This is a genomic window from Streptomyces sp. NPDC047117, assembly GCF_040643545.1.
GTDB lineage: Bacteria > Actinomycetota > Actinomycetes > Streptomycetales > Streptomycetaceae > Streptomyces.
Genome location: NZ_JBEYUN010000003.1, coordinates 77,071 through 89,966, shown reverse-complemented (window position 1 = coordinate 89,966; position 12,896 = coordinate 77,071). Strand labels below are relative to the sequence as shown.

Here is a 12,896-nt window from a genome sequence, read left to right as displayed (position 1 = left end):
ACGGTGGCCGCAGCGCAGTGAGCTGCGCTGCGGCCACCGGGTGACTGTCTTTAGAGGGTGCCCGACGCCTTGATGGCAACCTTGGCGCTGGTGGCGCCGCTGCGGGAGCCCAGGGCCTCGACCTGCTTGACGATGTCCTGGCCCTCGACGACCTCACCGAAGACGACGTGCTTGCCGTCCAGCCAGTCGGTGATGACGGTCGTGATGAAGAACTGCGAGCCGTTGCTGTTGGGGCCCGCGTTGGCCATGCTCAGCAGGAACGGGCGGTCGTGCTTGAGCTGGAAGTTCTCGTCCGCGAACTTCTCGCCGTAGATGCTCTTGCCGCCGGTGCCGTTGTGGTTGGTGAAGTCACCGCCCTGGAGCATGAACGCGGGGATGACACGGTGGAAGGTCGACCCGGCGTAACCGTAGCCGTTCTCGCCCGTGGCGAGCTCACGGAAGTTCCGCGCGGTCTGCGGCACGACATCATCGAAAAGCTTGAAGACGATCCGGCCGATGGGCTCGTCGTTGACGGTGACGTCGAAGTAGACGTTGGCTCCGTTGTCAGCCATGAGTGTGCTCCTTATCAGATATTCGGAATGAGGCGATCCGGGAGAGCTTAACCTCCCGGCATGCGCCTTTCGCGACGCGCCCGCAACGCCCGGCATGTTCAGGACAAATAACCCAGGATTTGCCGGTGCCCACCGCCCGACCAGCAAGTATCGTGGGCCCACCGAGCCCCGGGAGGGTGAGCATGACAGCACTCAAGAGGCGACTCCTCGTCCTCCTCACGGCCGCCCTGCTGCTGGCCGGCTGCGGCGAGTCCGCCGCGCAGGACTCACCCGCGGCCGAGGACGTGAGCCTCGCCATCACCGGTGGCATCGCCGGGGTCAGCCAGGGCATCGAGGTACACCCCGACGGCTCGGTCGTCCTCACCGGCCGCAAGGGCGACCCCGCGGCCCCTGACCTGACGCGCGCCGAGCACAAGAAGCTCGACTCGCTCCTGGCCGCCGTCGACTTCGCCGACCTGCCCGCCCGCAGCATCTCCGCGACCTCCGCGGACCGTTTCGAGTACCAGCTGAAGTACGACGGCCACAGCCTGGTCACCGACCGCAGCACCGACCTGGGCCCGGCCGACGACCTCATCCGCCACCTGGAGACCTGCATGCGGGCGCGCCAGTAAGCGACGCCATCGCTGCTGCTTCCCTCGCCGTTGCCGATTCCCTTGCTGTTGCCGAATCGGCAAGAACACTCGATCGGGAGTGGCGGCGGACAACGTCGCGGTGGTGCGCGCCCTGGGCGAGGAGTCAGCGGTCGTCATCGGCCACGACTGGGGTGCCACCATCGCCGCGAACTCCGCCCTGCTCCATCCGGAGGTCTTCACGGCGGCAGGGCTGCTGAGCGTTCCTTACACCCCGCGCGGCGGGCCCCGTCCCAGCGAGGTCTTCGCCCGGATGGGCGGGGAGGAGGAGTTCTACGTCTCCTACTTCCAGCAGCCCGGCCGCGCCGAGGCCGAGATCGAGCCCGACGTACGCGGCTGGCTCGCCGGCTTCTACGCGGCCCTGTCCGCCGACACCATGCCCGGCCCGGGCGCCCCGATCCCCACTTCGTCAGCCGGGCCGGGACACTGCGGGACCGCTTCCCCACCGGCGTACAGCCCGCCTGGCTCAGCGCGAGCGACCTGGACGTATATGCCGGGGAGTTCGAGCGCACCGGCCTGACCGGAGCGCTCAATCGCTACCGCAACATGGACCGCGACTGGGAGGACCTCGCCGCCCACGACGGTGCGCCCGTGCGCCAGCCGTCACCGTTCCTCGGCGGCAGCCTGGACGCCTCCACCACCTGGCCGGCCGACGCGATCGAGGCGTACCCGGTCACCCTGCCGGGCCTGGTCGCCTCGCACCTCCTCGACGGCTGCGGCCACTGGATCCAGCAAGAACGCCCGGCCGAAGTCAACCGTCTGCTGACCGACTGGCTCGCCGCCCTGCCGGCCTGACACGGCTGACACACCTACCAGCGGCTGCCGGGGCCGATCGCTTTCGCGCGGTCAGCCCCGGTTCCCCCGTACAGCGGGTCCGGTCATCCGAACTGGCCGGGCTGGTAGTCGCCGGCCGGCATCTGGAGCATGACGTTGCCGCGGTTGAAGGCATTGATGACGGCGACCACACCCACCAGTGCGGCCAGCTGGTCCTCGTCGTAGTGCTTGGCGGCGTTCGCCCACACCGCGTCCGAGACACCCCCGGCCGCATCGGCGATACGGGTGGCCTCCTCCGCCAGCTCCAGCGCCGCACGCTCGGCCTCGGTGAACACCGTGGCCTCCCGCCATGCCGCGACCAGGTTCAGGCGCACCGCGGACTCCCCGGCGTGGACGGCGTCCTTGAAGTGCATGTCGGTGCAGAAGCCGCAGCCGTTGATCTGGCTCGCGCGGAGCTTCACCAGCTCCTGCGTCGAGGCGGGCAGCGTCGACTCCTCCAGTGCCTTGCCCGCGGCGATCAGATGCTTGAAGACCTTGCCCAGGACCGGGCTGGTGAAGGGGTTCAGACGTGCTTCCATGGTGGACTCCCACGCATCGTTCCAACGGTTACACCCCTATGACGGGACAGCCCGGCCCGCTGTGACATGCCCTTGTGTGACGTGGGCCACTCTCGCTTTTCCGTCGGCGCACACCCGCGCACCGGCCCCAGCACGCCGCCACACCATGGCGGCCACCACTGGAGAGATCGACCCGCTGCTTTCGCCGCCGCACCGGCTCCCTACCCTTTTGCCGAGCACGAACGAGGGAGCTATGTGGTGGGGACCATCGAAACCCAGGTGGCCATCGTCGGCGCCGGTCCTTCCGGCCTGACCCTGGCGGGGCTGCTGCACGAGCGGGGCGTCGCCTGCGTGGTGATCGACAAGTTCGACCGCGATCAGCTGGTGGCCAGGGCCCGCGCGGGTTTCCTGGAGCGCCGCACCGTGCAGCTCCTGGGCCGGCTCGGCTGCTCAAAGCGGCTGCGCGCCGAGGGCCTGCCGCACACCGCGTGCGAGTTCCGGTGCGACGGCGAGGTCATCCGGCTGGACTACGCGGACCTGTGCGGCGACACCCCGAGTTTCGTCTACCCACAGCAGGAAGTGGTGGCCGATCTGCTCGACGGGTACGAGTCGGCGGGCGGAGCCGCTCTGCTGGGCCGTCCGGTCGTCGGCCTCGGCACCGAGCGGGAGCTGCCGGTAGTGCGGTGCGCGGACGGCACGGTGGTACGCGCCGAGGTAGTGGTGGAGGCAGCAGGTCAGTACGGACCGGTGCGGGCCGCCCTGCCCACCGAGGCCTTCACCGAGTACGACGTCCGGCACGGCGTACGGCTCCTGGGCGTCCTGGCGCAGACGCCGCCCTTCGCACCGCACACCGTCTACGGCCAGCACACCGACGGGTTCGCGGGGCAGATGCTGCGGTCGCCGGAGGTGACGCGCCTGTACCTGGAGGTGGCGGAGGACGAGAGCCTGGCGGACTGGCCCGAGGAACGCATCTGGCGGGAGCTGGACGACCGGCTGTCGCTGCCGCCCGGGGCGCTGCGGCGGGGGCCGGTGCTGGAGCGGTCCGTCGTGGAGATGCGGACGTGGGTACTGGAGCCCATGCACCTGGGCCGGGTGGCACTGGTGGGCGACGCGGCACACATCGTGCCGCCCTCGGGGGGCAAAGGGATGAACCTGGCCATGGCCGACGCCGCCGATCTCGCGGGCGCCCTGATCCGGCACTTCCGCGCGGACGCCGCCGGGGACACCCCCGGGGACGTCAGCGAGGTGCTGGCGGCCTACTCGCGGCGGCGCCTGGCCGACGTGTGGCAGGTGCAGGAGTTCAGCCACTTCATGCTCCACCTCCAGCACGGCCCGCGGCCCGGCACCCCGGACGCGGGTTATGTCGAAGCGCTCCGGCGGGCCCGGCTGTTCCGACTGCGGGACGACCCGGCCTACGCACGGGCCTTCCTGGACCGCTACATGGGCCCGGAACTCGACCCGGCACTCTGAACCGTACGGCGGCACCGCCAGAGCCCGCTCCGTCCACTGTGGCGTCGGGGGACATCCGTGGAATGGGGATATCCGCACGGTGGAATCGGGATATCCCCGCCAATGTTGGCGCAAGCTACTGGGGCAGGCCATCGGCCGGCCCGATGGGGGCCGAGCGCGATGCTGACGTGACGAGGGGCAGGCGGGCGTATGGCGGACGGCATGGGTGTGGTGGATGAGGCGAACCAGCCGCGGGAGAAAGCCAGTTCGGGCCCGGGTTCCGGGCTGTCCTCGCGCCATGCGGTGGTGATCGGGGGCGGCCTGGCGGGCCTGCTGTCCGCTCATGTCCTCGCAAGCCACGCGGAGCAGGTCACCCTGATCGAGCGGGACCGCCTCCCGAAGCAGGGGCGGGAACAGGAGCGGGACGAGGAACAGGCGGAGGGCCGCCCCGGCGTGCCGCAGGGCCGGCACCCGCACATCCTCCTGGAGAGCGGTCAGCAGGCGATGGACAGTCTCCTGCCCGGCTTCACCGAGCAGTTGGAGGCCGCGGGATCGCCTCGGGTGGGGCTGCCCGCTGACATGGTCCAGTGGCAGGAGCGGTGGTTTGCGCGGCTGCCCGCCACCCAGTCCATCTTCACGGGAACGCGTGCCCAGTTGGAGCAGCTGGTGCGGGAGCGGGTGTTCGCCAACCCCGCGATCCGGGTGGTCGACGGCGCCGACGTCGTCGGTTTGACGGGCGACGCCGAGCGGGTCCGGGGCGTGAAGCTGCGCGAGCGTGACCACGGCACTCGGCGCGAACTGGCCGCTGACCTGGTCGTGGACGCCTCCGGGCGCGGCTCGCACGCCGACCGCTGGCTGACGGAGATCGGGGCCGAGCCTCCCCAAGAGGGACGGCTGGACACCGGACTCGCGTACGCCTCCCGTCTCTACCGTGACACCCGCGGCGAACTCACACGCAACGGGACGGGGGCGGGGAAGGACCAGGAGAGCGGGCGGCGTACCGATGCGCTCGCCTATTACGTGTTCCCCACCCCGACGCACCCCAACGGCGGAGGCATTCTGCCCGTAGAGGGCGGACGCCACCTCGCCATCCTCTTCGGACTGCGTGGCGACGAACCACCCACCGACGAGAAGGAGTTCACCCAGTACGCCGCGACGCGGCTGCCGCACCCCTTCATTCACGACTGGCTGACGAACTCCGAACCGCTCTCCCCCGTCCACGGCTTCCGCAAGACCGCCAACGTCCGGCGCCGCTACGACCGCCCGGGCCGTCGCCCTGCCGGGTTCCTCGCCGTCGGGGACGCACTGTGCACCTTCAACCCGATCTACGGGCAGGGCATGGCCGTCGCCGCCATGACCGCCGTGGCCCTGCGCGACGCTCTGACGGACGCTCGCCGCACGCCCACGACCCTGCGCGTCCAGCGCGCGCTCCTGGATGCCTCGCGACAGGCGTGGGAGATCTCGGCCGGCGCCGACAAGACGATGCCGGGAGCGGTCGGGGACGAGGCCATGACCCGTACGCCGCTGGCACAGCGCCCCGCGAACTGGTACCTCAAGCGAGTTCAGGAGCACTACGCCACCGAACCCACGGTCGCGGCCGCCTTCCGCTCCGTACTCGATCTGACGTCCCCCTTCACCGCACTGTTCGCACCGAAGGTCGCCCGCGCGGTACTCCTGCGCCCGGCCCCTCCCGCACCGGTGGACCCACCCCTGCACCGGCTTTCGCGAGACGGGGACAGCGAGTGAGTGACGCCGTCGCGCTCGGCAGATCCCGATCCCGATGCGGCCATGACGCTGGTCGTGTTCGATGAATCCGCGGAGTCCACGCTCGTCGCGTCGCTTGCCGACCGCTCGTGGGATGTCGTGGTCGTGGGTGGGGGGATCCGCAAGACGGAGCAGCTTCTTCCGCTCTTCGAGCGGATCGTGAACCTGATCTGAGCTAGGTCGCCATGCCGCCGCGCAATCCGCATGTCACAGTTCGCCGGGCTGTCTCGTCCAAGAGGGTGCACCACCTACACCGACACCCACAGAGGAGTGAGTGCACCATGGAAGCTCGGTTGAACCTGATGGCCAACCCGGTCTCAGCCAAGGTCATAAAGCACCTCATCGCCGCGGGCCAGGCGCTCATGGACACGACGCTGCCGGCCGCGACGCGTCAATTGGTGATGCTCCGCGCCAGCCAGATCAACGGCTGCGCCGGATGCATCGACATGCACACCAAGGAAGCCGTCGCGGCCGGGGAGACCGCGGTACGCCTCAACCTGGTCGCCGCGTGGCGCGAGGCCACGGTGTTCACCGAGGCCGAGCGCGCCGCGCTGGAACTGACGGAGCAGGGAACCCGCATTGCCGATGCCGCGGGCGGCGTCAGCGATGCGGTCTGGGCGAACGCCGCGAAGCACTACGACGAGGACCAGCTCGCCGCCCTGGTGGCCCAAATCGCCCTCATCAACGCCTTCAACCGCAAAAATGTCATCACTCAGCAGCCGGCCGGTGACTACCAGGTGGGCCAGTACCACTGAGGGGGCCCACCGGGCTTACGGGCGAGGCTGCCTGGGTGGCCGTTGGACCTTTTTAGCCCGTGGGGGCCACCCATCTGCCAGGAGAGACAACGGCGGCGGCAGGTGTTCGCTCTCCTCGAAGCAGCTGCCGGTGGTCTCGCGCAGCAGTGAGTGGAAGTGGTGCTCCAGGGTCTCCGCCGGGTCGGGGAGCCGGCGCACCACGACCGGTCCCGGCCGTGGATCACCGCCGAGGGGCCCGCCCGTGGGTCCCGTCCATGAGATCAGCCGGCGTCGAGGCCGTCGATGAGGCGGTTGAGGAAGCGGGTGAAGGTGGCTTCGGGGGTGAGGGGGCGTGCGGGGGCGGCGAGCGCTTCGGCGAGTTCCGGGTGGTGGCCGTCGGCGGCAATGGTGGCGAGGTAACGGGCTTCGGCGGCGCTCCGGTCCGGGGAGCTCGCGGCTGCGGCCTGGGCGATCTCGTGGCTGACGTGCCCGGACACGAAGGCGGTGAGCTGAGCGAATGCCTCCATCCTGGCCGCACCGTCGAGCCCGGTGGGCCGTAGGACGGCGAGAACGCGCTCCAGGAAGGCCAGACTGTTGGGGCCGAGAGTTCGGCGGGTGGTCAGGGCTGCGGGCAGCCAGGGATGCCGCAGCATGAGGGCGCGCTGGAGGTGGGCGATGTTCTTCAGGTCGGCTCGCCAGTCACCGGTGGCCGCTTCCAGGTACGGCGATCCGCCGGCCGGTGTGTCCATGATGGGCAATTCACCGCTGACGTGGTCGACCATGAGCTCCAGCAGCGTCTCCTTGTCGGGGGCGTAGCTGTAGAGCGACATGACGCCGGCTCCGACCTTGGCGGCGACCCGCCGCATGGTGACCGCGTCGAGTCCCTCGGAGTCCGCCAGGGCGACGGCCGCCTCCGTGATCTTTTCGCGGCTGAAGGAGGGCTTGCGGCCCCTGCGGGGCTCGGAGGAGCGCAGCCAGAGTTGTTGCGGATCGACACCTGCGGCGCTGCGTTCTCCGTCCTGGGGCACGGTCTCGCGCTCCTTTCCCCTGCTCATTGCGGCTGGTCGTTGCGGCGGCACTTGCGGAGGACATCCAAGCACCCTCTATTCTCGTACACTGTACGGAATAATAGAGGAGGGGAACGATGTCAGCACGCAAGCCCGACGCCGTGGCCAGATCGCCCTGGGCGCCGCCTGCCGCGAAGCCACCGCTGTCCGCACGGATGATGCGGGCGACCTGGCGAGGGCTCCCGGCGAAACGGCACGAGGTGGGTTGGGAGCCGGGGCTGGCGGTGCCGTCCGCCGAGGGCGGCCCGCTCCTCACCGACCACTACTTCCCGCGCGCCGAGGGCGACTTCCCCACCCTCCTGGTCCGCTCGCCCTACGGACGGGGCCTGCCGTGGTCTCCGCTGTACGGCCTGCTCTTCGCCGAACAGGGCTTCCACGTGGTCCTGCAGAGCTGTCGCGGTACCGGTGGTTCGGCAGGGGCGTTCGACCTCTGGCGCAACGAGGCCGCCGACGGCCGGGCGACGGTGGCCTGGCTCCGCGAGCAGCCCTGGTTCAACGGAAGCCTGGGCACGGTGGGCGCCAGCTATCTGGGCCATGTGCAGTGGGCCCTCGCCCTGGACCCGCCGCCGGAGCTGAAGGCGATGGTGGTGCAGGTGGGGCTGCACGATCCGCATGCCTTCTTTCACGGTGGAGGCGTCCTCCACCTGGAGAACGCGCTCGTCTCCGGCGTCGGCATGACCTACCAGCACCGCGGCACCCGGACCTTCCTCAAGGCACTGCTGCGCCTACGGCGCCGGGTGCGCGAGATATCCACCGCTCGGCCGCCGTACGAGCCGTACACCTCCGGCCTGGGGGCCGAAACGGCCTGGCTGGAGGAGGCGTTGACCCGCTCGGACGCCGACGGCCCGTTCTGGCAGGGCACGTCCGTCGGGGAGGCGGCGGAGCGGCTTCGCGTGCCCACCGGCCTGATCACCGGATGGTACGACGCGCTGGCAGACCAGACCTTCGACCAGTACGGCCGGCTGCGTGCGGCCGGCTGCGAGACGGCTCTGCTCGTCGGCCCCTGGACACATACGTCCGCGTTCCAGCAGGGACTGCCCGAGGTGTTCGGCGAAAGCCTCGCCTGGCTGCGTGCGCACCTCGAAGGCGACTCCTCCGGCCTGCGCCCGACACGGGTGCGCGTACACGTCGGCGGCGAAGACGCCTGGCAGGACCTCGACGACTGGCCGTCCGACCCGGCCACAACCTCCTGGTACCCCACCACGGACGGGTGTCTCGTGCCGCAGACGCCTACGGACTCCGCACCACTGACGTCATTCCGCTACGACCCGACCGACCCCACCCCGTCTCTCGGCGGCCCGCTGCTCTCCCGCACCGCCGGCCCTCGCGACAACCACACCCTGGAGGCCCGGGACGACGTCCTGACCTTCACCACTCCCCCGCTGACCAAAGCCGTCGACGTCCTCGGCCCGGTCACCGCGCGGCTGACCGTCTCCACCGACACCGGCCACACCCACGTTTTCGCCCGCCTGTGCGACGTGGACCCGCAAGGACGCTCCGTCAACCTCTGCGACGGGCTGGGGGTCCTGAAGGCTGCTTCACAGGAGTCCGCGCAGGTCAGCGTGGAAATGGGCGCCACGGCCCATCGCTTCGCCGTCGGCCACCGCATCCGATGGCAGATCAGCGGCGGCGCCCACCCCCGCTATGCCTCATCGGACGCCGGCCCCGCACAGGCACCGGTTCGTATCACGCTCCACACCGGCTCAGAGCTGTTGCTCCCCTCCGGCTCCGGCTCCGGCTCCGGAGTCGCCTGACGGCGCCCGGGTCTCAGGAAGCCGCTCACATCACAGAAAGGCGCTCACGTCGTAGGAACCGTAGCCCCGCCTCCTGCGCGCGCCGCCTCGACGGCCGCCTGGTGGAGCTCCCGGGACTCGGCCTCCGAGGAGCAGTGGGCAGGTCCGCCGGCCATCGTGAACCAGTCCGAGGCCCCGGAGTACTGCACCGCGACCAGCGCGAGACCGTCATCGGCGGACCAGGTGGTGTGCACGGTGACGTCGCCGGTAACGGCACCGTTTTCCACCGTGGCGACACCACCCGGTCCGGCGATCACCCCGGTCGTTGTCCACGAGCTCCACTCCGTCACTGCTCTCCTCGTCGTCCGGGCGTATCGCTGCGCCACCGGAAAGTGTCACCTTCTTGATAGCCGTAATGAGCCCCGGAACGACGAGGGCGCGCAGCTCAGCACCCGACTGGCGGAGCCATGACGGCGAGTGTGCCGCCGCTCGCGCTGTCCATAAGAGAGCCAATGTCTTGTCACGCGTCCTCGGCCGAGGGCAGGGTACCCGCGGACTACAAGTGATCTGGCGAGGTGAGAACCGTGCATCCGCTGCTCCGGACAGTGTGCGAGAGTCAGGAATTCGAGGCGACCGCGGCCCCGTACTTGGTGCTCGACAGGAACCTGCACATCCAGGGCGTCAATTCGGCCTACCTGCGTGCCACCGGGCGATCGCGCGACGAGCTGATCGGTGCGTTCATGTTCGACGCGTTCCCGGACAACCCCGAGGACATCAACGCGACCGGCGTACGCAACCTCAACGCCTCTTTGGAACGGGTAATGCGCTACGGCACTCCGGACGAGATGGGGGTGCAGCGCTACGACATCCCCGACCGCGACCGTCCGGGCACGTTCCGCGTCAAGACGTGGAGCCCTGTCAATTCACCGCTTACGGATCCCGACGGGAACGTCATCGGGGCGCTGCACCATGTCGAGGACATCACCGCCGCGCACGACACCCTGCGCCGGCGCCACGAAACCGATCTGTGGGACGGCACTCGGCAGCCGCCGGCGGTGCTGCGGCGCGCCATGCCGGCCATCGCCCACTACGAGGGGACCGTCACCGCCCTGAAGGCCCCGCATGCGGCATCCGGCGGCGTGTCCGGCGGCGTACGCAGTGACCTGCCGCCCGGCGTCTCCCACGAATCATCGGACGATGTCTCCGACGCCTCGGCACATCACGCCGCCGGCACCCCCTCGCACCACACGCCCGGTGGTCCGTCGCACGGCACCGCGTCTCGTGACGCGTTATGGCACCGGATCGTCCACACCGCTCGCCAAGGATCACCCAGGAACTGCGCGGCGGCGGTGTGCTCCGCAGCTGTGCGGGAACTGCCCACCATCGACGCCGCGGCGATCACCCTGCACGGCAGGGGCCCGGTGCCGTTCCACCTCGCCTTCAGTTCCTTCTTCGCGCAGCGCGTCGAGGAGATCCAGTGGGTGACCGACGAAAGTCCGTCGTTGACCGCGTTCGAGACCGGCCAACCCGTCCTGGTGGCCGACCTGGAGCTGCTCGGCTCTTCGTGGCCTCTGTTCACCGACGCCGCGTGCAGCGCCGGCGTCACAGCGGTCTTCGCGTACCCCCTGCGCTCGACGTCCGCCTCCCTCGGCACGCTCACCCTCTACCGCAAGGGTCACACCGAACCCACGGGCCCGCCCACTCATGCGGAGACATTCGCCGAGATCGCCGCCGTCGTACTGCTCGCCGACCTGGACACTGAGATCGCCGAGGAACTCCGGGCCACCACGGATGCCGACGACATCAACACCGCGATCGGCGTCATGGCGGCGGTCCGGGGCGTCAGCGTGCGCGACGCGGCGGTGCTGCTGCGGGCCACAGCCCAGGCCAGGCGGCTACCCCTCGCCGACGTCGCCCGCGCGGCCCTCGTCCGGTACCTCCCGGGCGGCCCCGGGAACCGCTCGTGAACGGTCGTCCCAGGCGGTTTTACGCGTCGGTGAAGTTTCTACGGGGTCGCAGGCCCCTGTCGATCACGTCGGCGGCGACGGCGGTCAGGGGGCGGCGGCTGCTGCGGGCGTGGCGGCGGATGGCTTCGAATGCTTCGGGTATCGAGCAGTGCAGATGGACGCTGAGGACGCCCTTGGCCTGCTCGATGAGGACACGGCTGTGCAGGGCGGTGTACAGCTGACTGTTGAGGGTGGTCTCGGCCTCGAACCGATGGCGGTGGACCAGTCCGACGGCCGCTTGGTCGGTGAGCGCCCGCGCCAGGCGCAGTTCCTTCCCGGCCGGCTCCCTGGTGTGGAGGGTGAGCAGAGCCCCCAGCGCACGCTCGCGCAGACGCAGTGGCAGGGCGGCGGCATGGGTGTAGCCCGCTTTTCTGGCCTCGTTCGCGAAGTCGGACTGCGGCCCGGAAACACGGGCAAGGTCGACGGCGAGTACGGTCTCCGCGGTGTGGTGAGCGCGAGTCATCGGGCTGTCGGTGGCGGCGGTGACCAGGAGGTCCGCCTTGTGCGGTGGTACGGGGGTCCAGGCGCACGGGTGCAGGAAGTCGTCGCTGGGGCGGGTGAGGAACAGGACGGCGCTGGCGATGTCGAGGAGCTCCACACACCGGTCGGTCAGCGTCTGGAAGAACTCGACCAGGTCGAAGTCGTCGGACAACGTGTCAGAGAGCCGGATGAAGGTCTCCGCCAATCGTTGTTCACGGTCAGTGCTCACGTCTTACTCCGGTGAGGACGCTTCGGGATTCGTTTTGCCGCCCTCCGGGCCGCTGTGGGCGGACAGCCGCAGCTCGTGGTGGATCACGGCATGGGCGATGTCGTTGATGTCGCGGTTCGCTGCGAACGCCTCGGCTCGCAGCCGGGCCAGGGCGGCGGGCATGGAGATGTCCAGCACGGTGGCGACCATGCCGGTGGCCTGGTGCACCTCGGCCCGGTGCAGGGCCATGAGTCCGGCCGGGCCCGGCCGGGTGTCCGCCACGCCGGGCTCGGGATGGCTCAGGTGCAGACGGAGGACGAACTCGGTCAGGGCATCGCAGAGGATCAGTGCGTCGTCGACGAGCTCCCGGCTGATCATGCCTGGCGTGGCGCGGTAGCCGGTGAAGGCGCCTACCCGTATCGCGCCCAGACGAAGGGGGAACGCGAACATGGCACGTACCGGGAGTCCGGCGATGGCCGGCAGAAAGGCCGTCCACCGTTCGCCGGGCGTCTCCCGGACATCGGCCAGCAGGCACATCGCACCGTCACGCGCCGCGTCGAGCCCTGGCCCCTCCCCCAGCGTGAACTGGGCGTTCTCCAGCTGCTCGCTGACCTCGTCGCTGAACCACACCAGCTCCGCACTGTCGACAACCAGCGTCGCGGCCACTCCGTCCAGCTCCAGAGCCTCGGCCGCCTGCCCCGCCCACTGCGGCGCAAGAGTGTCCTCGTCGCTGTGTGCCAGCGCTTCCACCAACCTGCAGATGACGACACCGATCACGACGCAGCGACCCTTCACCAGTCCTACGCTGCCTGCCAGCAGGATGCGAAAAGCAAGGGGGAAGACACAACGGTGGCGTCGCATCAATTGCGAACAAAACGGCTCCGGGTCGATCAGCGAAGCGACGGCACGCACCGGCGCCGCTCCTTGACGCGATTTCGCGGTGG

General features: G+C 69.8%; 13 protein-coding genes and 1 pseudogene. 8 read left to right on the top strand and 6 right to left on the bottom strand.

Going from position 1 to position 12,896, the window contains the following annotated elements; all coding sequences use genetic code 11:
- Window positions 1-50: 50 nt before the first annotated feature.
- Complete coding sequence (locus ABZ840_RS06370; RefSeq protein WP_361554198.1) at window positions 51-551, bottom strand: peptidylprolyl isomerase; 501 nt, start codon at window positions 549-551, stop codon at window positions 51-53.
- A gap of 182 nt (window positions 552-733) precedes the next feature.
- Here ABZ840_RS06370 and ABZ840_RS06365 point away from each other — a divergent pair, with 182 nt between their 5' ends.
- Together ABZ840_RS06365 and ABZ840_RS06360 are read left to right on the top strand one after the other, a co-directional pair.
- Complete coding sequence (locus ABZ840_RS06365; protein WP_361554195.1) at window positions 734-1,162, top strand: hypothetical protein; 429 nt, start codon at window positions 734-736, stop codon at window positions 1,160-1,162.
- A gap of 55 nt (window positions 1,163-1,217) precedes the next feature.
- A pseudogene (locus ABZ840_RS06360) lies at window positions 1,218-1,975 on the top strand (alpha/beta hydrolase).
- A gap of 83 nt (window positions 1,976-2,058) precedes the next feature.
- Here the strand turns inward: ABZ840_RS06360 and ABZ840_RS06355 are convergent.
- Window positions 2,059-2,532, bottom strand: a complete 474-nt coding sequence (locus ABZ840_RS06355) for a carboxymuconolactone decarboxylase family protein (RefSeq protein WP_361554192.1) — start codon at window positions 2,530-2,532, stop codon at window positions 2,059-2,061.
- A 237-nt stretch (window positions 2,533-2,769) separates the two neighbouring features.
- Between ABZ840_RS06355 and ABZ840_RS06350 the strand changes: the two genes are divergently transcribed.
- The 4 genes from ABZ840_RS06350 (at window position 2,770) to ABZ840_RS06335 (ending at window position 6,479) form a co-directional block, all read left to right on the top strand.
- Complete coding sequence (locus ABZ840_RS06350; RefSeq protein WP_361554189.1) at window positions 2,770-3,981, top strand: FAD-dependent monooxygenase; 1,212 nt, start codon at window positions 2,770-2,772, stop codon at window positions 3,979-3,981.
- 201 nt (window positions 3,982-4,182) lie between these two features.
- Window positions 4,183-5,706: an NAD-binding protein gene (locus tag ABZ840_RS06345; RefSeq protein ID WP_361554186.1), complete on the top strand. Its 1,524-nt coding sequence runs from the start codon at window positions 4,183-4,185 to the stop codon at window positions 5,704-5,706.
- Window positions 5,707-5,898, top strand: coding sequence for a hypothetical protein (locus ABZ840_RS06340; RefSeq protein WP_361555432.1), 192 nt, complete (start codon window positions 5,707-5,709; stop codon window positions 5,896-5,898).
- A 107-nt stretch (window positions 5,899-6,005) separates the two neighbouring features.
- Window positions 6,006-6,479 (top strand): carboxymuconolactone decarboxylase family protein, encoded by a 474-nt coding sequence (locus tag ABZ840_RS06335; protein ID WP_361554183.1) that lies wholly within the window; start codon window positions 6,006-6,008, stop codon window positions 6,477-6,479.
- Between the two features lie 260 nt (window positions 6,480-6,739).
- Here ABZ840_RS06335 and ABZ840_RS06330 read toward each other — a convergent pair whose 3' ends face one another.
- Window positions 6,740-7,513, bottom strand: coding sequence for a TetR/AcrR family transcriptional regulator (locus ABZ840_RS06330; protein WP_361554180.1), 774 nt, complete (start codon window positions 7,511-7,513; stop codon window positions 6,740-6,742).
- A gap of 89 nt (window positions 7,514-7,602) precedes the next feature.
- On the opposite strand from ABZ840_RS06330, the gene ABZ840_RS06325 reads away from it, so the two are divergent.
- A complete protein-coding gene (locus ABZ840_RS06325; RefSeq protein WP_361554177.1) occupies window positions 7,603-9,279 on the top strand; it encodes a CocE/NonD family hydrolase in 1,677 nt (558 codons plus the stop codon).
- Window positions 9,280-9,323: 44 nt separating this feature from the next.
- Here ABZ840_RS06325 and ABZ840_RS06320 read toward each other — a convergent pair whose 3' ends face one another.
- Complete coding sequence (locus ABZ840_RS06320; protein WP_361554174.1) at window positions 9,324-9,608, bottom strand: hypothetical protein; 285 nt, start codon at window positions 9,606-9,608, stop codon at window positions 9,324-9,326.
- Window positions 9,609-9,842: 234 nt separating this feature from the next.
- On the opposite strand from ABZ840_RS06320, the gene ABZ840_RS06315 reads away from it, so the two are divergent.
- A complete protein-coding gene (locus ABZ840_RS06315; protein WP_361554171.1) occupies window positions 9,843-11,225 on the top strand; it encodes a PAS domain-containing protein in 1,383 nt (460 codons plus the stop codon).
- A gap of 19 nt (window positions 11,226-11,244) precedes the next feature.
- Here ABZ840_RS06315 and ABZ840_RS06310 read toward each other — a convergent pair whose 3' ends face one another.
- Window positions 11,245-11,973, bottom strand: coding sequence for a GAF and ANTAR domain-containing protein (locus ABZ840_RS06310; protein WP_361554168.1), 729 nt, complete (start codon window positions 11,971-11,973; stop codon window positions 11,245-11,247).
- A gap of 3 nt (window positions 11,974-11,976) precedes the next feature.
- A complete protein-coding gene (locus ABZ840_RS06305; protein WP_361554165.1) occupies window positions 11,977-12,747 on the bottom strand; it encodes a hypothetical protein in 771 nt (256 codons plus the stop codon).
- Window positions 12,748-12,896: the final 149 nt, after the last annotated feature.